Source organism: Motiliproteus sp. MSK22-1, assembly GCF_001968815.1.
In the GTDB taxonomy this organism is placed as follows: Bacteria; Pseudomonadota; Gammaproteobacteria; order Pseudomonadales; family Balneatricaceae; genus Motiliproteus.
Genome location: NZ_MIEQ01000095.1, coordinates 1 through 24,128, shown reverse-complemented (window position 1 = coordinate 24,128; position 24,128 = coordinate 1). Strand labels below are relative to the sequence as shown.

Here is a 24,128-nt window from a genome sequence, read left to right as displayed (position 1 = left end):
AACTTCCTTTGTTGATATTCTGAACACGCACTGAATACCCTCGACTAAGCATCAGAGGTCTCTTTAGTTGCTTCGGCGGAATAGAACTGAGGGGGCAAAGACTGCAAATCAAAAATCACCGCTACATTGCGCAGCACATGTACCAGGCTTTGCAACATCATTAATGCAATAGCCAGAGGTAACATAGCCTTAAACGGATACACCGGCGGTGCCCAGGTGCTTTTGGAGGAAACCTCTCTCATTAACCATGAATCCCACGCATAGTTGAAGGTGATCCAAAAAAACACGCCAAACACCAGCAGGCCGATAGACCCGGTCAACAGATCCAGAACAGCCTTCCCTCGTGTGGGGAACAGATTGTAGATCACTTCACTACGGACGTGGCCATGCAGCCTGTGAGTGTAGGCACCCGCCAGAATGCAGAAAGTGCCATAAAGCATGGTGGTACTCTCATGTGCCCAGGCTGTGGGGCTGTTAAACAGGTAACGCGCCGCAACCTCGTAGATCAGAACCAGGATCATGGCAAGGCACAGCCAGGAAATAGCCTTGCCAATTCCCTCGGATATTCTATCGACAGCAGCAAGATATCGAGTCAATAATTCCATCAAGCTCGACCAGTTGCCTTCGCAGCATCAGTCAACGCCTGAATAGCCTTAGCATTACGCTCAGATTTTGACGCCTCCTCTTTCCAGACATCCATTGCCGCAACGGTAAGAGCCTTGGAATCTTCAGCGGGTAACGCACCAAATTCAAAGATTCCTTCACCGTTTACATCAAGGCATCCATTGACGTTCCAGGCATGCATTTCCCGCGAATGTTTGGCAACCGCCAGCTCCAGAATTTTCTGATGCTCAGGAGGCATCGCATCCCACTTGGCTTTGTTGATCAACATGCCATCCGCATAGCCGGGGTTAATCATATTGAGGTAGGTGTAGTGTTTTGCAGCCTCGTGCAGTTTGAGTGCCTTGTATTCCAACGAGCCACCATAGATCACACCATCAATCGCTCCCGTTGAAAGCGCTATATACAGCTCCTGGCTTGGCAGATAAACCGTAGGAATATCAAGTTTCTGCAAAATGGCACCCACGGTCGCAGTTGCCCGAATTTTCATGTTCTTCAAATCAGCCAGGCTATTAACGGGCTCTTTGGTCAATAAATCATAAGGACCGCCAAAAACAGGCCCCAGATAATGAGCCCCTTTCTCGGCATAGGCTTCCCTGATCAAATCACCCAGACCTTTGGCTTTATGGACATACATCGCCTCATCAAAACTGGTCCAGGCACCAGGAATACCACTCTCAATCTTAGCGATATCCAATTGACCGGCCCAATACCCTCCATATCCCTGACACATATCCAAGGTGCCTTTACCGACTGCATCCAGCATCTGGTCGTTAGGTACCAGCTCAGAACCGCGAAAGCGGGTAATTCGCAAACTTTTGTTAGAACTTGTTTTTACATCTTCTGCAAACGACTTATAGAGATCATCGGTCTCCGTACCATAAAGCGTCTGCATCCGCAGTCGAGTAGTACTGGCAGCTTGAACAGAACCGGCCGCTAAAGACAGAGGGGCTGCAACAAATCCAGTGGCAGCAGCTTTGATCAGGTCACGTCTTTTCATCATTAATTCCTTTGTTGTTATTTGCTCTTAAATATCAATCGGGTCGATTCATCAAGATATTGCCCAAACCATTTGTTCGCTATTTTTAACACTATTTTTTATTCTTGAAAAGAAAAACAACCAAAACAAGTCCACAAAATCAAACACAAGATAGCTATAAAGTAGTATTTACAATTTTTTACAGAAAGATAAATACCACCAAAACAAAACCTAATGGTCTGTTTTTATTAAATTTAATTAACAATTAAAATATACTAATATTCTTAAGCTAACTTAATTTTTTTACTTTATACAATTTTACAGTTGATATTGTTCGTTATAACGAACAATATCGCATCTTTACACAGAACTCAGATCAACCACAAACGTTCGATAAAAAGCACAATACTGAATTAGTAATCACACGATGAGGTAATTGCCATGGCCCAGCTTGCCAGCACCTTCTCCCTTACCCGACTCGGCTCCGACTGCAGGAAGCTGCAGTTGATGAAAAATAAACTCAGCTTCATCCGGGTGTTCCATTCATGAAAGGTGCACTGACTGGAATACGAGTACTGGACCTGAGCCGCATCCTGGCTGGTCCCTGGGCTACTCAAATGTTGGCGGACTACGGTGCAGAGGTGATCAAGATCGAACGTCCCGGCAAGGGAGACGATACACGTAACTGGGGGCCTCCATTTGTCAAGAATGCCGAAGGAGAGGACACCCGGGACGCCGCCTATTTTCACGCAGCCAACCGTGGTAAACGATCCTTAGCCATCGATATCACCCATCCTGAAGGACAAACACTGATCCGTACCCTGGCATCCCAGTGCGATGTTGTGATCGAGAACTTCAAGGTTGGCGGATTGAAAAAGTACGGCCTTGATTACACCAGCCTTAAGGCAGTAAACCCCAGACTGGTGTATTGCTCCATTACCGGTTTCGGTCAGGACGGCCCCTATTCTAATCGTGCCGGCTATGATTTTATGATCCAGGCCATGGGCGGGTTGATGAGCGTCACTGGTGAGCCGGATGGAAAGCCGATGAAAGTGGGAGTCGCATTGGTGGATGTCATGACCGGGCTCTACGCCTGCAATGCGATTCAAGCGGCCCTGCTCTACCGTGAACGATACGGTAAAGGGCAACATATTGATCTCGGCCTGCTGGATGTGCAGGTAGCAACGCTGGCCAATCAGGCAATGAACTTTCTGGCCAGTGGCATGCCGCCCGGAAGACTCGGCAATGCCCATCCCAATATCGTTCCTTATCAGGCCTTCGCCACCCGAGACAGTCATATCATTCTGGCGGTGGGTAATGATAGTCAGTTTGCCAGGTTCTGTGAATTAGCGGGCCAGGCCAGCCTTGCCCACCATAAGGATTTCGCCAGTAATCGAGCCCGTGTGATCAATCGTAAAGACCTGGTACCCATTATTGAACAGTTGATGAGCACACAGACAAGTCACTGGTGGCTGGAGAAGCTTTCCGAGCATGGTATCCCCTGTGGTCCGATCAACAATCTGGAGCAGGTATTTTCCGACCCTCAGGTAAAACACCGACAAATGCAGATTGACCTTAATCATCCTGAGGCAGGTATCAGTCCATCGGTTGCCAATCCGGTTAAGTTTTCTGAGACTCCGGTTCGCTATCAAAATGCCCCTCCCACTCTGGGACAGCACAGTCAGCAGATATTGCGGGAGCTACTGGATTTACCCATCAGCTCAATCAACAAACTGAAGGCCCGTGGCATCGTAGAGTAGCCGTCCAGATTGATAGCACTGTTCAGATTTACAAGGCCCGTTAGATTTACAGAAAGATTTCAGGTTTATAGAGAGGAAAGAGCCATGCAGTTGAACGACCAGAGCCTGCTTAAGCAGCGAGCTTATATTGACGGTGAGTGGGTGGATGCAGCCGATAGCTCCACCTTGCAAGTGACTGACCCGGCCACCGGTGAAACTATCGCAACAATTGCTGATATCGACGCTGCCGGCACCCGCACAGCCATAGCTGCTGCAGAAAAAGCACTACCGGCCTGGAAAGCAAAGACGGCAAAGGAGCGGGCCGCCCTGTTGCGCCGCTGGTACGAACTGACCCTGGCCGCTAAAGATGATTTAGCAGTGATAATGACCAGCGAACAGGGTAAACCTCTGTTTGAGTCAGCTGGAGAAGTTCTTTATGGCGCCTCCTTTATTGAGTGGTTTGCCGAAGAGGGCAAGCGTGTCTACGGTGACATTATCCCAACCCACGCCCATGATAAACGGATTCTGGTAACCAAGGAGCCCGTCGGAGTCGTGGCGGCAATCACTCCCTGGAACTTTCCCAATGCGATGATCGCCCGTAAGGCTGCTCCTGCATTAGCGGCCGGTTGTACCATCGTCATAAAACCAGCCAAAGAAACACCGCTATCTGCATTAGCAATGGCCGAACTGGCTCACCGGGCAGGTATACCCGCCGGTGTCATCAACGTTGTTGTCGGCTCCAGTTCCAGTGCCATCGGTGCTGAATTAACCGCCAACCCGGCTGTACGCAAGCTCAGTTTTACCGGCTCTACCGCTGTCGGCAAGATGCTGCTTAAGCAATGTGCCGATACGGTTAAGAAAACCTCCATGGAACTGGGCGGCAATGCTCCTTTCATCGTTTTCGATGATGCTGATCTGGATAAGGCAGTCGAAGGGGCTCTGGTATCCAAATACCGCAATGCCGGCCAAACCTGCGTCTGTGCCAACCGCATTCTGGTTCAGGAAAATATCTATCAGCAGTTTATCGACAAGTTCACCGCTAAAGTCGCTGAATTCAAAATAGGCCATGGTTTGAACGCCAGCACAGTTATTGGCCCGATGATCAATAGCGGTGCAGTCGCTGACGTCCATGCAATGGTAAAGGATGCTCTCGACAAGGGGGCCAAGGTGACTCTGGGCGGACAACCTTCAGATCAGGGTGAATGCTTCTACCAGCCAACAATCCTGACCCAGGTCAGCAGGGAAATGCGCGTCTATAAAGAAGAAATTTTTGGCCCTGTTGCGCCGGTGTTTTCATTCAAGGATGAAGCAGAGGCCATTCAGATGGCCAACGACACTGAATACGGTCTGGCGGCCTACTTCTATGCCCGCGATCTGGGACGTGTATGGCGTGTAATGGAAGGACTGGAATACGGCATGGTAGCCATAAATGAGGGTGTACTTTCCACCGAGCTTGCACCTTTTGGTGGCGTAAAGGAATCAGGCTCAGGCCGGGAAGGCTCCAAGTACGGCATTGAAGACTATATCGAAATCAAATATGCGCTGATCGGCGGCGTAAATGACTGATCTGGAGACAGTAGCCATGAAAACCAACCAAGAACTTCAAGCCCGCAGAGAAGCCTCCGTTCCCCGCGGCGCTGCCAATGTGACCCGGTTTTATGCCGAACGAGCCGAAAACGCTCAGGTTTGGGATGTTGAAGGCAACCGTTACATCGACTTTGCCGGCGGTATTGGAGTGCTTAATACCGGTCATCTGCACCCCAAGGTGGTAACAGCTGTTGAACGGCAAATGCAGAAAATGATGCACACCTGCTTCCATGTAATGCCTTACGAACCCTACATTGAACTGGCTGAAAAGCTCAATGAGATCACCCCCGGCGACCATGCTAAAAAGACCCTGCTATTGAATACCGGTGCAGAAGCGGTGGAAAACGCCATTAAGGTTGCCCGCGCTGCAACCGGTCGCTCAGCCGTTATTGCGTTCAATGGCGCCTTCCACGGCCGAACCCTGATGGGTATGGCACTGACCGGTAAAGTGGTTCCCTACAAAAAAGGCTTCGGCCCCTTCCCTGCTGAGGTCTATCATGCTCCCTATCCCAACAGCTATCACGGCATCAGCCTCCAGGATTCCCTCACTGCTCTGGATAACCTGCTGAAGAGCGATGTTGATCCAGACCGTGTCGCAGCAATCATCCTTGAACCGATTCAGGGTGAAGGTGGTTTCTATCAGGCCCCTGTTGAATTCCTGCAGGCTATCCGTGAACTCTGCGATAAGAACGGTATTCTGATGATCGTCGACGAGGTGCAATCAGGCTTCGCCCGTACCGGGAAAATGTTCGCGATTGAACATAGTGGCGTCGTCCCTGACATGATCACCATGGCTAAAAGTCTGGCCGGCGGCATGACCCTTTCCGCCCTTACCGGTCGGGCAGAAATAATGGATGCTCCTGATCCTGGTAGTGTCGGAAGTACTTACGGTGGCAGCCCTATGGCCTGTTCCGCAGCGTTGGCCGTGCTCGAAGTCATCGAAGAAGAACAGCTCTGTTGCCGCGCCGATCAGATTGGTCAACGCATCACCAAAGGCTTTCTGGATCTGGCCGAGAATAGCTTTGATTGCGTTGCTAATATCCGGGCAGCAGGTGCGATGGTTGCCTTCGAGCTGGTCAGCAACCCTTCGCAACGAACCCCCGACCCGGACCTGGCCAAAGCACTTGTCGCTAAAGCACAGAGTAAAGGCTTATTGCTACTGTCTTGCGGTGTCTTTGCCAACACCATCCGGGTGTTGGTACCTCTTACTGCTGAAGACAGCCTTATCGACGAAGGACTGGCTATCATCGAGGCAAGCTTGAAGGAAGTACTGGCCTAAGGAGCCAACCGACAGATCTCACCCGGGCAGCGGGTGAAATCTGTCCTGTTTGGGTTATACTCGTTCAGAAATAAAAACAGGGGAATCTTTTTGTGGATGTAGGTGAACGTCTTAAAATCTTGCGTAAAATAAAGGGGATATCACAGCGAGAGCTCGCCAAGCGTGCCGGTGTCACCAACAGCACTATATCAATGATTGAAAAGAACGGTGTCAGCCCTTCCGTTAGTTCACTTAAAAAAGTGCTGGCCGGAATTCCAATCTCGATTGGCGATTTTTTCACCATTGACCTCGACAATATCCAGCCTGATCAGGTCATTTTTCGCCCGTCAGAACAGCCGGAAATCGGCTCTAACAACGTCAGCCTTAAACTGATCGGTGCGACGGTGAAAGGACGTAGCATGGACATTCTGCGCGAAGTTTACGCCCCCGGTGCCGATACAGGCACGGAGATGCTACAACATGAAGGTGAAGAAGGTGGCATTGTCATCCGCGGTGAAATTGAAATTACCGTCGGGCTGGAGGTCTATCATCTCAAAGCGGGTGACGGCTACTACTTCAATAGCAATCGCCCCCATCGGTTCCGCAACATAGGCACAGTGGAATGTGAAATCGTCAGTTCCAACCCTTCTGCCTGATAGACAGTTAAAACCTCCCCTCCGATCCTTCATCAGCGTACTCCATCGCAGATCTATCTGATCAAAATCCGACCATTGTTCGGTTTTGCTTATGAATTGCATTAAAAACATCCATTTTACTAAATAAAAAATCAGGGCGACTATACGCACTCACTGTTCTCAACTGAATTTCTCAACTGAAATAGTGTTTGGAAGTTGAAGGATTGATCGACCACGAATCAGACATTCACTGATTCAGTGGCTGGAGATCAGTTCCAACTGCCGATGTATCGCTTAAGTAGGTGGAAAAAGATGATTTCTTCCAATCAAACCCTGTTGGCTAACCGAATTTCGGCACTGCGTGAACAGATAATAGAAATTCTCCCTGGATTTATTCTTTGTCTGGTGGTGGGTATGGCGTCCAAGTTCGTGTCTGAACATTATGGCGGCCCAACAATTCTCTATGCAGTATTAATGGGAATGGCCTTGAACTACCTTTCACTCGAAGGCCGCTGCGTTGCGGGTATTGTCTTCTCCGCCAAAGCGGTCTTACGTTTCGGCATTGCCCTGTTAGGTGCAAGAATCACCATTGAACAATTGCTCGGTCTCGGTATGACCCCCATTGCCATTGTTCTGGTCGGCGTACCGGCAACAATCGGTTTTGGCTACCTTTGCGGAAGATGGCTAAAGATGAGCAGATCCCAGAGTGTTCTGTCCGGGGCATCAGTCGGTATCTGTGGCGCTTCAGCAGCGTTGGCAGTCTCTGCGGTATTACCGGAGAACAAGGAATCAGAAAAAAACCTTATTTTTACCGTCATTTCAGTAACAGCCCTCAGCACGCTTGCCATGATCGCCTACCCGCTGATCGTTAATATGCTTGGTTTTAACGAATCAGAAAGCGGAATTTTTCTCGGTGCCACCATTCATGACGTTGCCCAGGTAGTGGGGGCCGGATATATGGTATCGGACAACGTCGGCGATATAGCCACCTTCTCCAAGTTGTTACGAGTAGCAATGCTTGTGCCTGTTGTGGTCGTGATTTCTGTTATTGTGGCACGAGCAGGGGCGGCGAAAAAAAATCAAACCGCTTCAAAACTGCCACTCCCCGGATTTCTTATCGCCTTTGTCATCATCGTTGTTATCAACAGCAGCGGTTACGTACCGGTGATCATCACTGATGCCATGACAGAGCTTTCGCGCTGGTGTCTGATCATTGCGATGGTCGGTTTGGGTATGAAGGCTTCCTTTAAGGAACTGGCAGAAATGGGCTGGCGTCCGATGTTTTTAATGGTTGCAAATACGATTTTTCTGGCGCTGCTCGTTGCCATTTGGTTGTTTCTCGCACGCTAGCCATAAACCGCAGATTTGTCTCCGTAAATAAAGATCCGACCGCTCAATAACGCAGATTAAACGGATAATGAGTCCAACATACGGGATAATTTCTGACGAAATACAGCAGCGCTTGCACAGGTTCGGATAAATAGTCATCTGAATCTTATCCTCCACACGCAGCCCATCTGATCCTGCCCTATACTGACCTGAGGTAATCTGCGAATAAGTCGATGGTGGTCTCAGCCTGACGCCCGGGAGACTTGTCCGTGGGTTCTCTCATACCAGGGAGGAGGGTTTATCATGGCAATGAACAAGTTTACTCAAGCATACGATAAATTACGGGCAGAAGTGGTGACTGATGCCAAATATGAAAAAGATTGGCAGAAATTTCTTAAAACGGAAATATCACCCTTGCTTGCTGCCGATGGACCCAACAGCGCACATGCGGCCGGTCTGGACAAACTGCGGGAGAAGCTGGCAGAAAATAACCGTGGCGCATTTGCATCATTTTTTCTCGGTAGCGGCGTGGAAAAAACCATTGTGGAAGCGGCCAGCAATGACAGCTCCAAGGCTAAACTGGCAGATCGCTGCGCCGCCATTAAGATGCTCAAACACTTCTACCGGGCAGAGAAGACAGGCGCACAAAGTGTCTGGATTCTGGCAACACCCAAAGCCTACTCCAAGTGGGTTTTCGATGAAATAAGCGGAGCGGAAAAGGATATCAAGGCTAAGTTAAAGAGCGAAAAGGAAGTCTATACAGAAAACAATCGCAAAACCATGTGCACCGCACTGCATCAGGCCAAGGCCAGTTGTCAGTTTGCTGCCAGCAAACTGGGAAAACCCGATGACACCACCACTGCAACATTTAAAAAATGGTTTGATGACGGTAACACGACCGATGCCGTAATGAAGGCTAAAATGGCAACCATGGGGACCGGCTTCACAAAAATAGCCGCCATGCTCGGTTCCACTAAGCTGGTGTTGTCCGATGAACCCACGGACCGTACTTCAGGCGGCTGGAAGGACTGGGGATTTGTCTATTCAACCGAACGTATGAATGTGGTTTATATTCAAAACGCTTTTCTCAAAGCCAGCAGCAACTCAGGTAAGCTATGGCAATGTGTATTAACACTGGTACATGAAGTATCGCATCGGGAGATCAAAACCGACGATAACCGTTACGACGACGGCTCTTCTGCGGATGTAGCCGGTATTGGTCTTAAGCCGGACAGCACATTTACATTTGCCAAAGCCACCAATAATGCCGATAGCTGGGCCTATTTCTGCGTCGATCTGAAGGGTATGCTTTCTGCCAACGACCGCAAAAAAGCATTGGCTGGAAAAATGTAGTCAGCCACAATAGCAGGCCATCTGAATGGATCAAGGGATTAGTGGCTAACAGGCAGGAGGACAGATCATGGCCATTCACAAGAAACGCAAAGCGCCGGATCCGGTAAAACCGGTCAGTAAAGCAGGCATCAGGTACGAAGCACTGGTATGGGGCCGAGAAAGAGATCTGGGCCAGAACGGTGGCTATATTATCGCCTTCGACGAAAACTCCGGAGATGAACTCTGGATATTGAAAATCTATAACGTCGACTATGATAATGATATGGAGCAGGACAAACAGGATGTCTTTATAACCAAGCTGTCTCTGAGCTGGATTAGCAATCAACTCAAGGTAAAAAATGAGCGAGGTGAACAATACCGGGTAGATTTAAAGACCCGGGAGGTAACTCAGAAATGAGTCACTCGAAGACAGACCGACCCTCCCCCTTGAACAGCCGTATCACTGCGATATCTAAAAAACACCCGTCGTTCTCTCTTGTCTTGCTCGCTCTGATCACCACATTCTCTTTGCCATCGCCCGCGTGGGCGCAAACAACTCCAGTCGATGCCTCCAGCACAGCCGCAACAGCGGAGGAAAAACCCAGTAAAAAACGGTATCTGGAACCAGCCCCCTTGCCATCGGTAACAGTGGATGGAATCCAGTATCGGGCATTGCGCTGGGGTAAAGAGCGAAACCTTGGTCAGAATGGTGGCTATATCCTCGCTATTCAGGAATCCAGTGGTGAGGAGCTATGGCTTCAGAAAATTTATGATGTTCAATACAACAAGGAAATGGAAGCAGACAAACAGGACGTATTTATAACCAAAATCTGCTCCAGCTGGTTCAGCAATCGACTGAAGATTGAAAATGAGCGAGGACAACGATTCGAACTGGATTTAGACAGTCGGGAAGTAGAGACTATTGAAGACTGATTCCCTGATAGGAGCGACTCCCGTTCCTCTGAAGGTTGCTAAGAGACAAAACGAAAAAGATACCGGATATCCATACGGCGGGGCTGCTATTATCATCGGATCATCCTGCTGCATATTCCGTCGTAAGGCACTGTCAAAAAAGAATAGCGAGCAGCCAAACGAAGGAACCCACGAACAAGAAAGAATCAGAGTTGCCCCCAACTCAACAATTGCTCGGGCTGCTCATCAAGTGCGATGATTTTCCGACGTAACTGCTCGGCAAATTCTTGAGTGATGCGGGACCTGACGCTGTTAGCGGGAAACAAAATACCTATCTTAAGTAGAACCTCAGGAGTAAAAGGGCGAAATACGACCTTGCCTGGCTGTGCATATGAGCAGTAACTGGCCACCGAAATGGGGTCCATAACACAGACACCCATACGGCGTTCCACAAGCCGTAATGCGGGGATAAAGAAGCGTGTCTGTAGCCGAACATTCATCAAATGACCGGTTGATTCGAACAACTGCTGCAAGGCACGAAAGATCATATGGTCCGGGTGAAGGGTAATCATGGGTTCAGCATCAAGTAGAGAGGGTGTGATAACCGCTTCGTTAGCAAGAGGATGGTCCGCCGGTAGAGCACACAGACAAGGAAGCGCGAACAGCTCCTTATCAATGGCCGGATCAAGTTCGGTTATTTCTGAGAGACCGATATCATATTGCCCTGAGGCTACCCATTCTCGCACTGAATTCGAAGTACGAGTCTGCAACGAAGCCTGAATTTTTGGATGTTCCTCAAGAAAATCTGCTACAAGATCTGGCATAAAAAAATTGGACGGCCCAGGCATGCAACCAATGCGCAGAAAGCCATACTGCTTATTCTGAATATCCTGTAACGTCTGGCTGACATCGTTGATACGAGAGAAAATTTCCTCAATCTCTGCATACAAATACTTGGCTTCGGGTGTTGCATAAAGTCTTTTTTTGCGGCGCTCGAACAACTGAAAACCGATCTGCTCCTCCAGTGAACTAATCACCATGCTTACCGCGGGTTGGGTCCGGAACAGCTGTTTGGCAGCTTGCGATACCGAACCAGTCAGCATCACCGCACGAAATGCTTCCATTTGACGGAGGTTCATTATTACACCTTTATGTTAACTACACCTTTATATTAATTTATCTGATGAACCTTTAAAAAAAACGCTCACAAATTATGTTCGTAAGCATAAACATTGATCATATCAATACTCAAATAAAAAATACTGGAAGGTAAATTCAAGGTATCGACCTAGCGACAACCTCAACAGGAAGGTAACCTCATCCTCAATTCAGCGGATAAATGCAGCAATAGGCTTATCCATCAGAAAACAAAAAAACCCTGTAAAACCCAGCCAGTCCAAATACTTTAGCCAGATTTTACAGAGTGATGGACAAAGCGGTTAGGAGAACCTACTTATCTGCAAGATTATCAATATCAAACATCGTCAAATATCGTGTTTATATACTATTTCTTAATTTTGCCAGCCGCATCTTTCATAACCTCATAAGTAACTTTCATGTCCGCAACCCAGTCACTACCATGACGGAAATCTACAACCGCACCGATATTTTCATAGGCCTTGAGAACCTGTTGTTTTTTCATGATTTTGATCGTTGCAGCAGTCAGCTTTTCAACCACTTCCTGAGGCACACCCTTAGGGGCAAAGATACCAGACCAGCCTTCAAAACTACCCTTGATGCCGTAGGATTCGAAAGTTGGAACACCTGGAAACTGATCCATTTTCTGGTTCATCACGAGTGCAACAGCACGGCCGGATTTAACATGTGGTCCAAAGGCTGGAGGAAATGAAACCGCCGAATCGATATGACCGCCAACGACTGACACCATGGAAGCTGCCGTGGTATTGGAGTGAACATACTTTGGCTGGTAACCCATCTGATCTGCGATAATGTTCGCCAGAATCGTACCCGATGAAGAGGCACCCCAGGAGCCCTGGGTGATGCGCTTTTCTTTTGCAGCAAGCACGAACTGATCAAAGTTTTTGTACGGGCTGTCTTTTGATACAACCACCGCCAATGGGACGGCCGTCATCTTTACAACCGGCTCAAAGCTATCAAAATCGTAAGGTGTTTTACTGAAGTTAGGCGTTACCAGCATGTTACCTAGTCCAGCATTTATAAGTGTATAACCGTCTTTTTTGGAATTAGCTACGAAAGAGGTTCCGACAACACCGCCGCCGCCCGCTTTGTTGATGACCACAACGGGAACACCCAACTCCTCTTCTACCGCATCGGCCCAGATTCGAGTGGTCAGGTCAGAGTCACCACCTGCACCATAAGGTACGATGACATTGATCGGCTTTTCAGGATATGCAGCAAGCGCTGACCCCGCAGAAAAACTGACTGCCAATGCTCCAATAAAAGTTAATAGTGATTTGGTTGGCTTGTTCATATTAAATTCCTAAGAGTTATTTTTAGCTAGGTTTTATGATCTGCACAGTGTTGTAGAGCTGTTTCAACATTTTTGAGACCGAAATGTTGAGACAAGATCGACCGCCCTGTGAAGAGGGGTTCTTTATCATTTGGGTATTTGAACGGCTTCCCCTGAGGTCGTTGCTGACGGATTCTTGGTTATTCCATCTGCGGCATTATTTGCCGCTTTCTTTCGCATGCGGATGCTGGAATAAACAAAGAATATCGACAGGGCGATAAACACCCATGAAAAAGGTGAAGCAAAGAAAAGATGGTAGTCAGTACCGACAATCGATATCGCTTGGTCGAGGTTCTGCTCAAGAAACGGCGTTAGGATAAAGCCAATGATGAATACCGCAGGATTAAGACCAACGAGGCGCATTGAGTAGCCCAATACCGTAAAGACAATCAGTACCAGAATGTCGTCCATATTTTGGCCGGCAGTGAAAGCACCGGCAAAAGCAAATACGGTCACACAAGGGAATATGTAGTAGCGACGCAGCGAGGCAATTTTAACAAAGGATTTAAAGCCCGCTTTGGCAATGCCCAGCAAGAACAGATCGGTGATCAGGAAGCCGGCAAAAATGGCGTAAATCGTGTCTGGATGCTCGAAAAAGATCATAGGCCCTGGAGTTAAACCATGGATGAGAAAGGCCCCCATCAACAAGGCCGCTACATCATCCCCTGGAATACTCAGGGTTAACATCGGAATTAGACTCGACCCGCAAACCGCATTGTTAGCTGATTCTGCTGCAGCAATGCCTTCCACAGATCCTTTGCCGTATTCCTCCGGCTTTTTAGTGGTCCGTTTTGCCTCTCCATAGGCAATAAAAGCAGCTGTACTTGAACCCAGGCCAGGTAAAGCACCGATAAAGGTCCCAATTCCGCTGGATTTCAGAACAGTACCAAAGACTGAACGAAACTCTTTCCAACTGATTCGATTATCAGCGGGATTGGGAGACCGGGTTATCGCCATCTCATGATGTGGGACTTTCCTGCGCCTAATGGTATTAATAACTTCAGGCATCACTAATATACCAATCAGCATAGGAGTAAAGGTGAATCCCGCCATGAGCTCGGTATAACCAAAAGTGAAACGAGAGGCCCCGGTAATTGTCGACATGCCTACCATAGCGAACAGCATACCCAGACAGCACGAGAGCAAGCCACGAGGTATAGACTCACCCGCCAGCGAACCAATCACAGTGAAAGCAAACAGCAGCAGAAAAACCTTTTCAACAGGCCCAGCTTGTAAAGAAATAGCCGAGATGGGAGCGGCAACAAAGATAAGCACAAGAGTGGCAAGCATTTCGCCGGAAATTGACGAATACAAAGAGATATCGAGTGCTTTCCCGGCCTTACCTGCCTTTGTCAGCGCATGTCCGTCAACAGCGGTAAGGAAGGATGCAGCAGCACCTGGAGTATTGATCAGAATGGCTGATATGGAGCCCCCATATATACCAGCTTTATACACCGCCAAAAGCATGGTTATACCAATGATGGGATCCACGTAAAATGTGAGCGGCAAAATAATTGCTATCGCCATGATGGCCGAAATACCAGGGATAGCCCCAAAGATAATGCCGATCATAACGCCGGCAATAATGCCTAAAATGGGACCTACAGCAAAGATTGAAGCAAAACCACCTAGAATATTATCAAGCATGTCATTTCCCCCTCAGGATAGCGTCCAAGTGGGCAGAAAAACCCGCAGAAAATGACTGGAACCGTAGAAAACCAGAACCGGCGTAACAACGGACAAGGCTATCAATGGCACCCAATTACGTCCGCCGAGGAGCAGCGCAACGCTGAACATGACAAAAGGGGTGGTCATTAGAAAACCGGCATGGGGTACGATCAGCCAATAGGCGATAAAAATCCCGATATAGATAAAAATACCTGAGAATCCATCCGTAACAATTCGTTCTAAACTATCAATTTCAGTTCGCTTAAGAAGCCTGCGAAGAGACTGGATACCGATGGTTGCTGAGAAAATGATAATTAAACCCGCGGCAATCCTGGGCAAAAACATAGATCCAAGATCAGACTCTGCCCCCCCTTCTACTAAGGTGTCATCGGTCAATATGATCAGTGAGGCAATGATTAAGATGGTCGATAGAACGACATCAAGTTTTCTTCTATCCATTGTTCCTCCTAAATTATTTTTATTCTTACTTTGCCAGTGCTTTAAGCTTTCATTGGCATTGTTCAGGGCAACGATAGCGGTCAGCTTATGATCAATTCATGATTGAACCGATGATGTTAAGGATGCCTGGTTTTATTCAGTGTAAATCAGCCAAACATATATGCAATTCGAAAAAATTTCTGATTTCATAAGTTTTTCTTATGTTTTTAGTGCCGCTTATAGAAACGGATTTCTCCGTGCAGACACCGACTCAAACATAGAAATCAAAAAGTTGGGGCGGCTTTATTTCCGCCTTAGGGCACAGACAAGAGACTCATCCTCGATGGATCGGGATAGGCAGAGTTGCTATTCCGATCTGATCATCATATTGACTATCTTCTGAGTCTTGGAAGTCGGGTTGACGGAATGGAAAACCTAGTCGCTTAGTTGAACTTCACGAAAGATTTTCATTTGCTTCAGTTTGATATCTGTCTTGCCAGATCCCTACTTATATAAAAATAACTGATGACTTGGTAAGAAAATTCGATTTGCGATTATGTTTGCAGAGGAAATAATAGTTTTATCAAAACTCGACCAGAACCACCTTACGAAGCAGTCGCCTATAACAACAACATGAGACCCACCACGTAACCTGACTATGCAGAACTCACATATTGGAATAATCGGTGCCGGTGTCGTCGGCCTCTCGACCGCGCTTTGCCTGCTACGAGCGGGCTATCAGGTCACCCTCATCGATAAAGCAGATCCTGGAATGGGGGCCTCTTTCGGTAATGCCGGCTTATTTGCTGACTATGCTCGATTGCCTTTTGCCCGTTTTGCCATGATGCGCAAAATGCCAGGAATGCTGCTGGATAACACCAGCCCGTTATCGATGCAGGCAAGTTATATCCCTTCGCTGATGCCCTATGGCTGGCGTTTTTTCAAAGCCTGCTTTCCAACTAATTATGAACGTGGCAAAGGGGCATTAACCGCTTTGCAACACAATACACAACAGGCAGATCGGTTACTGCTGCAGGAAACTGGATCACAGGATCTGGTTAAATCTCAAGGCTGCCTTGGCTTATTCGCTACAGAAACGGGCTTCAGTGACGCGCGGGCAGGAGATCTCCATGAACGTCAGCAGCAAGGAGTTAACCTACAGTTTCTCAGTGCTGACGAAGTGAAAGAGCTTGAGCCTGATCTGGCGGAATTCCACGCAGGAGGTGTGTTCTATCCGGATACCCGATTTACTGTGAGCCCGGTATCCCTTAGCCGTCAGTATGCCAGCCACTTTTCAAAAAATGGCGGCATACTACTTCAAGATGAAGTACAAGCCATTAAGCCGAACGGAACCAGTGTTGTCTTAACGTTATCAGATCAAGAAATCAGCTTTGACAAACTGGTAGTCTGTGCCGGAGTGGAATCGAAAATGCTACTTAAAGCACTGAGGGTTAATATTCCTCTGGTCAGTGAACGTGGCTATCATCTGACATTGAATGCCGGTGACAAGAAGCTTAACCGACCGGTTGGCTGGCTTGATAAAGCGGTATTTATGACACCGATGTCTGATGGCATGCGACTGGCAGGAACTGCTGAATTCGCCGCTGCTGACGCACCACTGAATCCTGAGTGCACTACGACCATGCTGGAGCACGCTAGAGTGATGCTGGGCCAAGACCCTGAGATCAAATCAACCTGGGTCGGAAGTCGGCCATCGACACCGGATTCATTACCCGTCATCGGTCCACTGGAAGACTATCCCCAGATTAGCCTGGCATTTGGTCATGGCCACCTGGGTCTGACACTGGGCGCAATAACCGGCCAGTTAATCAGTGAAAGCATACAAGGTATCACTACTTCGGTCGATCTGGCGCCATTTGCTCCAGCTCGTTTTAATTAGGGAACCTACGAACAAGTCCCTTCGGCCTCTGGCTTTCAGAGCGATTAGAGATCAAGGCAACGATTACAGGCATACTGGTTATCTGTCGAAAATCATTAACGCTGATATCTTGTTGCTCTGAAAGCCCCAAAGGGTGGGCTCTAGAATGATCACCTGCGGTGTCAGACAGCTTGAAAAGGACTCGTCATTTCGCTGCGCAGCCTTCCTAGCATCTGACCGTTCTAGAGCCCCAGAGAACACAATGGACTTATTCATAGGTTCCTTAGATGACAAGCAGATGACTGCGCGCTAAATCGGCGGCCTGTACATTAGATGAGAGCGCATTAGGTGAGTGTATGATTTTACAAGGTGGTATCAATATCTGTGGTGTTCCGCTCGGCGTGATTTCACTGGAATCCTATTTTCCGAAACCGGATGGTCATATCAAATATCCGGCCAGCTTTGATTTTCCTGTTCTGTATAAAACAGTTCAGGGAGCAACGATTGATCGTCTTATCCGCGAACGGGATCCGGAGTTGCTCAAACCATTTATTGAAGCGGCACAAGAACTGGAGCGGGAAGGTGTAAAAGCAGTCACGGGGAGCTGCGGTTTTTTGGCATTACATCAAAAGGCCCTGGCAGATGCGGTCAGTATTCCGGTTTTTATGTCTAGTCTGATCCAGGTGCCACTGGTATCGCGAATGCTCAAGTCCAGTCAGAAAGTTGGTGTAGTGGTTGCCAACAGTGAAGCCCTAACCCTGGATCACCTGACCGGAGTCGGTATTGCTGATGAACCGATGGTGATCACAGGTATGCAGGACCAGTCACAGTTCGTTGATGTGATCCTCAAGGGAAATAATAACGACCTGGACATGGAACTGTTCGAAAGAGAGTTAAGTCAGGTGGTGGCTAAAATGCTGGAGACCAACCCAGAGGTCGGCGCACTGGTACTCGAATGCACCGATCTTTCACATTTTGCACCACAGCTACATAAGCAATTTAGGGTGCCGGTGTTTGATTTGACCAGTTTGACACGAATGGTCGCTGCTACCGTTAATCGCACGCAAGCTTAAGTCATATTGATTTAACTGATGGCCATTGAATGACAAAAACAAGAAAGCCAGAGCCAGACTCTGGCTTTCTTGGTAACTCATTGTCTAGCAATAAAAACGAACTGTTAAGAAGTGAAAACTAACTATCGGTATCTAGTATCTATACTGACAATCAACAGTCTGTGGTTTTGCGCATAAGTTGTCCTGCAGGTAACGCTACTATGCGGCCTGCAGGGTACCCTTTTGCACATAAGTTGCCGTCCCAGCAACGACGAGGGGGGGGCAGGCTTTCCCTGAGGCGCCTCCGAATACTTCGTCATTCCCAAACAATGCCTTCTGCGCCAGATTGGCATCGGGGACATTTGCGCTGGAAGATATCTGAACCATTGGCTCCATACTCATGCCCACATCCATCTTGCTCACAGATCATTTTATATGCCAACTGCATATGATCAGTACCGGCAAGCCCTATGGTCCCATGGTTTCGCTGCTTGTTTCGGTTAAGGTAGCCAACTTGAGTTGTAGTTGCGCTGCCTGATCTTAGCTCCGTCAAAACATTTCCTCCTTCAGATCTCATTCCTTGGGGCGGAAAAGCCATTGGGTACCGCCTTTGGCCACCTCTTCCTTCAGCTCAAACACTTCCGATGATTCGATCAACCCCTTAAGATTAGCGAGCTTTTCAGTTCCCCTTTCTTCACAGATCTTATCGATCTGTTCAGGCGGCTGCCGAGCAACCCACTGGCCGGCTGCGTGCAATGGTGCCCAACCATCGGCCCTTGCTGCTAACGAGGCGATTGATCTTAGAAAACCATCCAAACGACTTTCTCCTGGAAGTAACCCTTCGACAATCAGCCTGTGCCCATCCTCCGAGTGCATGAATTCAGACATGATCCTTCTGCCTTCATCAAGAGAGCGGGCCATAGCTTTGAGATTATTCAGCTCAGGAAGGAGCTTCTCTCGTTGCTGCTCTAGCTCTATATCAAGTGCTAGACAGTTTTCAAGTGACTCAGGGTTGTACTTAGGCAGAAAGTGGTGGATCAGATCATTTCGCTCCGAAACAAGTTCAGCCATTACCTGCTTCTGAGTCTCGTAATAATCCACTTCGCACTCAACTCTAAAGCTAAAGCTGAAATACGCCTTATCAATTACTTCTTCAGAGTTGGCATCCTGTTCATCAGCATAGGTGCTGTCGACAAACTCCCCAACAAGCTGTCCCATCGTTCGTCGTTTGATATCTTCGACTCGAGACTCTTTTTTGGCCTTCAGGTCCTCTACTGTCCCGGCAATAGAACCATTAGCGATCAAATATTTCAGTAGACCTTCTATCTGCTGAAAAAGCAGCATGTTGCGGCCTATCTTACGCATGACCTCGTTGTTAGCGGACTGTAGCGCTGTTTCTTTTTCCATTACATCATTGTCATCGGTCTATTGTTGAGAGGAAGTTTACTGCGGCTTCCATTAAGTCATCCATTAACGTAATCCGTTACGAAATCCCTAAAGTCGACCAGCCCATGGCATTTCGGATAGTTCGTGCAGCCGAAAAATGAAAAGGATCTCGCCCCCCTCTTTTTTCTTGCCTTCATATCCGAGCTACAATCGGGGCAGCGGATCTGCAAAACAGCTTTCAAGTCGTTCGCGACGGCATCTGTAATGAATGTTCTCTCACCACAGTTTGAACAACGGAGTACACAGCAATATCGCGTATTGTCATAAACGAGATCCTTGTTACTTCCACATCTGCCGCAACTAAGAACATGTGTGTTACGCCGGTCTGGCTCGGCTGTATCAACCAAGTGTCCAACTGAGATTTTTTTCAGGACTTCAGCGGCCATTCGCTGACTAAATGAAAGATCACCTCGTATCGATTTGAGAACAATCTGCTCCCCCCATATCAGGAAGTCTGGGAACTTGGTGCTGTTTACTGTTCGACCTGTAACCCCTTGGGTTAGAGGGATCTGAAATGTCGAAACATACACCTTCTTCTCGGCCTTGCTTTGAGCCATTGCCTCCAAATAGTTATGCCGTCCTTCTATGTCCACAGCCAGAGCAGACTTCTCCTCGCCGAAAGTCAGAGAGAAGTTTTCGAGACTATCGAGGAACAGATTCAGATTTTTTGTGGAAAAGTGGCTCTCAATTTTAGAATAGAATTGCTTCCAAAACGAAGACGTTGCAGCCATCTCACGAATGGAGTGTTGATTCCCGATAATCACCAGCTTCTTAATAGCCCTCGACATCGCGACATTGACAAGGTTGGGCGTAGAGCTGGAAGTAAACATTTTGGCGAGTTCGAATTTGCTCGACTTCGCATGCGTGGTGAGGTCAAAGACAACAACATCGGCTTCAGCCCCCTGTGCTCTGTGAACGGTTAGCGATGAAGCGCTATTCAACTTTTCATCAATAAAGCTGTAGCTGATCAGATTTTGCTGGGCCCTGTAAGGTGAGATAAAAAGAAGACGAGATCCACCAGTCGCCCAGTCCTTCAGATTGGACTTGATAATGCCAAGGCTTATCGGGTTGTAATAGCTTCTATACTCTACGCTGTAATACGAATCTGCATAGCCAGAGGCTTTGTTAACGTCGATAAATTCTAACGAACCTTCATCACCAGCCGTTCTTCCGCACTTTAGCAATCCGTTGTAGAACAAGTCACTAACTACCTCAGAGATAGCAGGACTCATACGATACTGAGTGTCCAACATCGCCATATATGGCACGACTTGCCCAGCATCAATTGCCGAAGGAACATCCAGGTAATCAAAAATATTCTCTCCCATCACGCTTCCATCTACATGAGAAATGGGAGGAAGCTGTCGAAAGTCCCCCGAGAAGATGATGTTGCGTTGAGCTAACGAAGCAGCCACCAATGCGTATGGCATTGAAACCATAGAAGCTTCATCGACAACAACCAGATCTATGCCTGCACCTCTTAGCTGATCGCCCTTTAGCACGGCTGTCGCCAAGGTTGAAAAGATTATCGAGAAGCCCGTAAACTCTGGTCGTTCTTGTATATACCGGTGGCAAACTTCGTTATCCGTATATCCTAGTCGGACTATATATCGCTGCTCATCAGCGTAAATATGTTTATCCAAATACAAGAGAACTTGGTCGATAGCGACATTTGATGTGGATAGTACTAAGACAGTATCATCACGTAGATAGGCTCGGTAGATCGCATGAGCAAGGGTATGCGTTTTACCCGTTCCTGGGGGTCCCCAAACTAGGCTTAACTGCTTTTTCTCAGCAAGCAAAATAGCTTGCTGTTGTGCCGTATTCAGTTCTTCTACGAAGTCTGAATCATCGTCAATCGCTAAATCTAAGTTATCACCCAGTCCGGCACACAGGCTCTTCAGTATCTTACTGTTACCTGACGCGGCATTCGCGAGGGCTTCACCGAGCGCCCTTAGTATGAACCCTGAATTGAAGTTCCAACTAATGTTGTAAACATCCTGGGTAAGCTTCTGAGGTAGTCGGGCGCTGAAGCATTGAGCGTCTTCTACAGAAATCACAGTCGCAGTTAAGGTCTGCAGTGGTGCTTTCAGAGTAACTTCGGCATCTTCGCGAAGCTTTAGGTCGTCCGAAACCCATATGCGATAAATCTGATACTCACCAACTTGTTTAAGCCACTCGTAATAATCAACTTTACATCTTCTTGTGGATGCTCCTGTAGACTGGGCTTGTAGCTCCGCATCCACTGCTTTCAATGCTGCATTCAACGCTTGCATCTATTATCCCTCGCATCCTTGCATCTGTTTTGAACCGCCCCGGGAATGCCGGGGGGTTCAGTTTCGCAGACAACAAAGCTAAGTAAACAAGTGAAGCTCATGTTCTTGATAATACAGCTCATGTTCTTGATAATACAGCTGATGACCTTTAGGGCAACGCCACTCAGAGGTCCAAGAACTCCAGTTTCCAACACTCTGATGATCACAATCATCAATGCAAATGTGCTGATGATGCTCTAAGCAATCAGGGCACCAGAAAGTCGTCCAACCTCGATGCACCAGATCTAAGACATAGTGGTCCAATACATCTACAAAATATGGAGGAAGGTAAGAAGGCTGCGGATTCTCGAGATCAGCGCCTCGAATCCAAAGGGGTAGAGAAAGGCGTGCTGCTTGGTGCTCGCTGCCTACGCTCCAGACATTTTTGGCATGCATTTCAACCCATGAAAGGATTTGGGCAGCATCCGCCCAAACTTCTCCCCGGTAGTGTGAGCCATCATAACGGGGGCTAGCCACCACTACATTGCGGGTACAGCGAGGTAGCTCCAGCAAGTACTCACCGACTCGTTGCTCTATGTTAAGAGGCGGAGGATAGCTTCGTGCACGCCAGCAATTTAGAAGCTTCAGCATACGTCCTTGTACCTTTCATGATGTAGACCCATTGCTTGAACAAATGGCTCTTAACTTGATGATAGCTTTATAACTTGCTGAAATCTAAGGCTGGAAACCTAGGGCAAAGCAACATATGATCCTGCCCCAGCGAACAAAACACCATTATTATCATGCAGTTACATTAGCATGATGTTAATGTCATCCACGATATATAGGATTAAAAAAGCTTTGCTGCTTTTTTGAGGCCAATTTTCAGACAGGGAATAATGGATAAATGAAAGTTTTCTACCACAAAGGCGACAAGTGGCGTTGGACACCAACCAGGCTTGAGACTGAACAAAATATGCTCGCCCTGTCGTTTAATAACTGGGATGACTATGGAATTGGCACCACTTTAAATGCGGTTTTATATATTGACGGCAAAAACTTTCTTGAATTTGCACTTAAGCTTCTTATTGAGGACGACAAATATTCTCCTAAAAAACTAAACCAGCTTAGAGATGAAGGCTGGGATGGTTTCTTTCCTATCCCCAATACAAACTATGTATCTGTTCCTAGCGACATTGACTTTTACCAAACGATTATCGTAAAGCTAGGTATTGATGATGCCAAACAAGTATTAGTGGATATCAAAGATGCTGGATACCTTACTAATATCGTAAACGACTCTGACGCTAATAAACTTGTTGGACACAATGACTTTGATACATCTCCTCTAAGAGAAGCAGGTGCAAGAAAAGCCTATAGTGATGGGTGGAGAATTTTTGAGCAGCAAGAGTCCTCGATAAATAACTTCACACTATTCACTAGAAAGTACAATGGCTCTTCGGAACCTATAAACTTTAAATTCAACTCAAATAGCCTTCCTTATGATATCAATATTTTAATTGGACCTAACGGTATAGGAAAATCATACACGCTAAAATCCTTGGTAGAATATTGGCTAGGAGTGGACAGCGGAAGTAAAACAACACTTGAAGAACAAGAGCACACACCTTTTGACACTGACCTTTCCCCCATATAGATCACCCATAATTAGTTACCAGGTCCTAGGGGAACTTCCTGGAGAACTAAAGAGCTTGGTTGAAAATCATTTGGAAGGGATTGGCTTTTTAAGTCGTTACAAAGCTTTTTTCAAAACGAAATTGACCTTTCCCCTGTCTTAGTACCAATCCTTCGATGAGATTATTCATCCTAAGCCGCCTGGTTCTTAAATGCTACTGGAGCAATATATCCAAGTGAGCTGTGGGGGCGGATATGGTTGTAATGGTGCCGCCATTGACTGATTTCCCAGTCTGCTTCTTTCATGCTTCTGAACCAATGTTGATTCAGGCACTCATTTCTGAACTTCCCATTTAGGCTCTCTACAAAAGCATTCTGCGTTGGTTTTCCTGGCTGAATAAAGCTAAGTCTGGTGCCATTTTCTTTACTCCAAAAGAACATGGCCTTACTGGTAAATTCCGTGCCGTTATCGCAGACAATACTTTTAGGCAATCCTCGATTGTCTCTAAGTTCATCAAGAAAACGTGCAACTCGAGCGCCTGAAATGGAAACGGATACCAGCTGTCCTACTATTTCTCGTGAGTAGTCATCCACAATATTCAGGACACGAAAACGGCGGCCGGTGCTCAGCTGGTCGGATACAAAGTCCATTGACCATCTCTGATTGACTGCCGAAGGCATTTCCATCGGCATTCTCGGCCTTTGTAACTTCTTTCGCTTTTTTGTACGAACTTGTAACTCTTCCTCCGTATATACACGGTACGTTCGCTTCTTGTTCGCAACTAAGCCTTCAGCCTTGAGCAGACCATGTAACATCAGGTAGCCGTACCTAGTGTACTCTGCGGCTAGCTCTTTGAGACGGACTCTTAGTG

22 protein-coding genes are annotated in these 24,128 nt (G+C 47.4%); 11 read left to right on the top strand and 11 right to left on the bottom strand.

Annotated elements, in window-relative coordinates; all coding sequences use genetic code 11:
* Positions 1–44: 44 nt before the first annotated feature.
* Together BGP75_RS23610 and dctP are read right to left on the bottom strand one after the other, a co-directional pair.
* Positions 45–605, bottom strand: a complete 561-nt coding sequence (locus BGP75_RS23610) for a TRAP transporter small permease subunit (protein ID WP_076721378.1) — start codon at positions 603–605, stop codon at positions 45–47.
* Positions 605–1,624, bottom strand: coding sequence for a TRAP transporter substrate-binding protein DctP (gene dctP, locus BGP75_RS23605; RefSeq protein WP_233153016.1), 1,020 nt, complete (start codon positions 1,622–1,624; stop codon positions 605–607). Before dctP ends, BGP75_RS23610 begins: the two co-directional genes overlap by 1 nt.
* A gap of 521 nt (positions 1,625–2,145) precedes the next feature.
* On the opposite strand from dctP, the gene BGP75_RS23600 reads away from it, so the two are divergent.
* From BGP75_RS23600 to BGP75_RS27290, 8 genes are all read left to right on the top strand, one after another.
* Entirely contained in the window at positions 2,146–3,360 is a 1,215-nt protein-coding gene (locus tag BGP75_RS23600; RefSeq protein WP_076721376.1) for a CaiB/BaiF CoA-transferase family protein, read from the top strand.
* 84 nt (positions 3,361–3,444) lie between these two features.
* Positions 3,445–4,905, top strand: a complete 1,461-nt coding sequence (locus BGP75_RS23595; RefSeq protein ID WP_076721375.1) for an NAD-dependent succinate-semialdehyde dehydrogenase — start codon at positions 3,445–3,447, stop codon at positions 4,903–4,905.
* A 16-nt stretch (positions 4,906–4,921) separates the two neighbouring features.
* Positions 4,922–6,205 (top strand): 4-aminobutyrate--2-oxoglutarate transaminase, encoded by a 1,284-nt coding sequence (gene gabT, locus BGP75_RS23590; RefSeq protein ID WP_076721404.1) that lies wholly within the window; start codon positions 4,922–4,924, stop codon positions 6,203–6,205.
* A 92-nt stretch (positions 6,206–6,297) separates the two neighbouring features.
* On the top strand, positions 6,298–6,840 hold the full coding sequence (locus BGP75_RS23585) for a cupin domain-containing protein (RefSeq protein ID WP_076721374.1): 543 nt from the start codon (positions 6,298–6,300) through the stop codon (positions 6,838–6,840).
* 291 nt (positions 6,841–7,131) lie between these two features.
* On the top strand, positions 7,132–8,169 hold the full coding sequence (locus BGP75_RS23580) for a YeiH family protein (RefSeq protein WP_076721373.1): 1,038 nt from the start codon (positions 7,132–7,134) through the stop codon (positions 8,167–8,169).
* Positions 8,170–8,451: 282 nt separating this feature from the next.
* Positions 8,452–9,501 (top strand): M35 family metallo-endopeptidase, encoded by a 1,050-nt coding sequence (locus tag BGP75_RS23575; RefSeq protein WP_076721372.1) that lies wholly within the window; start codon positions 8,452–8,454, stop codon positions 9,499–9,501.
* A gap of 67 nt (positions 9,502–9,568) precedes the next feature.
* Positions 9,569–9,898, top strand: coding sequence for a hypothetical protein (locus BGP75_RS23570; protein WP_076721371.1), 330 nt, complete (start codon positions 9,569–9,571; stop codon positions 9,896–9,898).
* Entirely contained in the window at positions 9,895–10,413 is a 519-nt protein-coding gene (locus BGP75_RS27290; RefSeq protein WP_198939526.1) for a hypothetical protein, read from the top strand. The genes BGP75_RS23570 and BGP75_RS27290 overlap by 4 nt, the downstream gene beginning before the upstream one ends.
* Before the next feature lie 185 nt (positions 10,414–10,598).
* Here BGP75_RS27290 and BGP75_RS23560 read toward each other — a convergent pair whose 3' ends face one another.
* From BGP75_RS23560 to BGP75_RS23545, 4 genes are all read right to left on the bottom strand, one after another.
* A complete protein-coding gene (locus BGP75_RS23560) occupies positions 10,599–11,531 on the bottom strand; it encodes a LysR family transcriptional regulator (RefSeq protein WP_076721370.1) in 933 nt (310 codons plus the stop codon).
* 365 nt (positions 11,532–11,896) lie between these two features.
* Entirely contained in the window at positions 11,897–12,844 is a 948-nt protein-coding gene (locus BGP75_RS23555) for a tripartite tricarboxylate transporter substrate binding protein (protein WP_076721369.1), read from the bottom strand.
* Between the two features lie 126 nt (positions 12,845–12,970).
* Positions 12,971–14,530: a tripartite tricarboxylate transporter permease gene (locus BGP75_RS23550; RefSeq protein ID WP_083705014.1), complete on the bottom strand. Its 1,560-nt coding sequence runs from the start codon at positions 14,528–14,530 to the stop codon at positions 12,971–12,973.
* Positions 14,531–14,542: 12 nt separating this feature from the next.
* On the bottom strand, positions 14,543–15,010 hold the full coding sequence (locus BGP75_RS23545; protein WP_076721368.1) for a tripartite tricarboxylate transporter TctB family protein: 468 nt from the start codon (positions 15,008–15,010) through the stop codon (positions 14,543–14,545).
* 637 nt (positions 15,011–15,647) lie between these two features.
* On the opposite strand from BGP75_RS23545, the gene BGP75_RS23540 reads away from it, so the two are divergent.
* Positions 15,648–16,889 carry an FAD-binding oxidoreductase gene (locus BGP75_RS23540; protein ID WP_076721367.1) on the top strand — a complete coding sequence of 414 codons (1,242 nt, stop codon included), beginning with the start codon at positions 15,648–15,650 and terminating at the stop codon, positions 16,887–16,889.
* Positions 16,890–17,224: 335 nt separating this feature from the next.
* Positions 17,225–17,941, top strand: coding sequence for a hypothetical protein (locus BGP75_RS23535; RefSeq protein ID WP_076721366.1), 717 nt, complete (start codon positions 17,225–17,227; stop codon positions 17,939–17,941).
* Between the two features lie 198 nt (positions 17,942–18,139).
* On the opposite strand, the gene BGP75_RS27110 is transcribed toward BGP75_RS23535, so the two are convergent.
* From BGP75_RS27110 to BGP75_RS23515, 4 genes are all read right to left on the bottom strand, one after another.
* On the bottom strand, positions 18,140–18,322 hold the full coding sequence (locus BGP75_RS27110) for a hypothetical protein (protein WP_158070166.1): 183 nt from the start codon (positions 18,320–18,322) through the stop codon (positions 18,140–18,142).
* A gap of 171 nt (positions 18,323–18,493) precedes the next feature.
* Positions 18,494–19,327, bottom strand: a complete 834-nt coding sequence (locus BGP75_RS23525; protein ID WP_076721364.1) for a hypothetical protein — start codon at positions 19,325–19,327, stop codon at positions 18,494–18,496.
* Positions 19,328–19,383: 56 nt separating this feature from the next.
* Positions 19,384–21,642 (bottom strand): DEAD/DEAH box helicase, encoded by a 2,259-nt coding sequence (locus BGP75_RS23520; RefSeq protein WP_076721363.1) that lies wholly within the window; start codon positions 21,640–21,642, stop codon positions 19,384–19,386.
* A 78-nt stretch (positions 21,643–21,720) separates the two neighbouring features.
* A complete protein-coding gene (locus BGP75_RS23515) occupies positions 21,721–22,272 on the bottom strand; it encodes a hypothetical protein (RefSeq protein WP_076721362.1) in 552 nt (183 codons plus the stop codon).
* Between the two features lie 256 nt (positions 22,273–22,528).
* On the opposite strand from BGP75_RS23515, the gene BGP75_RS23510 reads away from it, so the two are divergent.
* Positions 22,529–23,278 (top strand): ABC transporter ATP-binding protein, encoded by a 750-nt coding sequence (locus BGP75_RS23510; protein WP_076721361.1) that lies wholly within the window; start codon positions 22,529–22,531, stop codon positions 23,276–23,278.
* A 170-nt stretch (positions 23,279–23,448) separates the two neighbouring features.
* On the opposite strand, the gene BGP75_RS23505 is transcribed toward BGP75_RS23510, so the two are convergent.
* On the bottom strand, positions 23,449–24,128 hold a 680-nt coding region (locus BGP75_RS23505), incomplete at its 5' end, for an IS3 family transposase (protein WP_076721360.1).

What these genes read in the sequence shown, in the direction of transcription:
- BGP75_RS23610 (WP_076721378.1), bottom strand. Translation starts at nt 605, where the DNA reads ATGGAATTATTGACTCGATATCTTGCTGCTGTCGATAGAATATCCGAG.
- BGP75_RS23555 (WP_076721369.1), bottom strand. Translation starts at nt 12,844, where the DNA reads ATGAACAAGCCAACCAAATCACTATTAACTTTTATTGGAGCATTGGCA.
- BGP75_RS23570 (WP_076721371.1), top strand. Translation starts at nt 9,569, where the DNA reads ATGGCCATTCACAAGAAACGCAAAGCGCCGGATCCGGTAAAACCGGTC.
- BGP75_RS23600 (WP_076721376.1), top strand. Translation starts at nt 2,146, where the DNA reads ATGAAAGGTGCACTGACTGGAATACGAGTACTGGACCTGAGCCGCATC.
- BGP75_RS23550 (WP_083705014.1), bottom strand. Translation starts at nt 14,530, where the DNA reads ATGCTTGATAATATTCTAGGTGGTTTTGCTTCAATCTTTGCTGTAGGT.
- BGP75_RS23515 (WP_076721362.1), bottom strand. Translation starts at nt 22,272, where the DNA reads ATGCTGAAGCTTCTAAATTGCTGGCGTGCACGAAGCTATCCTCCGCCT.
- gabT (WP_076721404.1), top strand. Translation starts at nt 4,922, where the DNA reads ATGAAAACCAACCAAGAACTTCAAGCCCGCAGAGAAGCCTCCGTTCCC.
- dctP (WP_233153016.1), bottom strand. Translation starts at nt 1,624, where the DNA reads ATGATGAAAAGACGTGACCTGATCAAAGCTGCTGCCACTGGATTTGTT.
- BGP75_RS23545 (WP_076721368.1), bottom strand. Translation starts at nt 15,010, where the DNA reads ATGGATAGAAGAAAACTTGATGTCGTTCTATCGACCATCTTAATCATT.
- BGP75_RS23525 (WP_076721364.1), bottom strand. Translation starts at nt 19,327, where the DNA reads ATGGAAAAAGAAACAGCGCTACAGTCCGCTAACAACGAGGTCATGCGT.
- BGP75_RS27110 (WP_158070166.1), bottom strand. Translation starts at nt 18,322, where the DNA reads ATGAGTATGGAGCCAATGGTTCAGATATCTTCCAGCGCAAATGTCCCC.
- BGP75_RS23595 (WP_076721375.1), top strand. Translation starts at nt 3,445, where the DNA reads ATGCAGTTGAACGACCAGAGCCTGCTTAAGCAGCGAGCTTATATTGAC.
- BGP75_RS23580 (WP_076721373.1), top strand. Translation starts at nt 7,132, where the DNA reads ATGATTTCTTCCAATCAAACCCTGTTGGCTAACCGAATTTCGGCACTG.
- BGP75_RS23535 (WP_076721366.1), top strand. Translation starts at nt 17,225, where the DNA reads ATGATTTTACAAGGTGGTATCAATATCTGTGGTGTTCCGCTCGGCGTG.
- BGP75_RS23560 (WP_076721370.1), bottom strand. Translation starts at nt 11,531, where the DNA reads ATGAACCTCCGTCAAATGGAAGCATTTCGTGCGGTGATGCTGACTGGT.
- BGP75_RS23540 (WP_076721367.1), top strand. Translation starts at nt 15,648, where the DNA reads ATGCAGAACTCACATATTGGAATAATCGGTGCCGGTGTCGTCGGCCTC.
- BGP75_RS23520 (WP_076721363.1), bottom strand. Translation starts at nt 21,642, where the DNA reads ATGCAAGCGTTGAATGCAGCATTGAAAGCAGTGGATGCGGAGCTACAA.
- BGP75_RS27290 (WP_198939526.1), top strand. Translation starts at nt 9,895, where the DNA reads ATGAGTCACTCGAAGACAGACCGACCCTCCCCCTTGAACAGCCGTATC.
- BGP75_RS23575 (WP_076721372.1), top strand. Translation starts at nt 8,452, where the DNA reads ATGGCAATGAACAAGTTTACTCAAGCATACGATAAATTACGGGCAGAA.
- BGP75_RS23510 (WP_076721361.1), top strand. Translation starts at nt 22,529, where the DNA reads ATGAAAGTTTTCTACCACAAAGGCGACAAGTGGCGTTGGACACCAACC.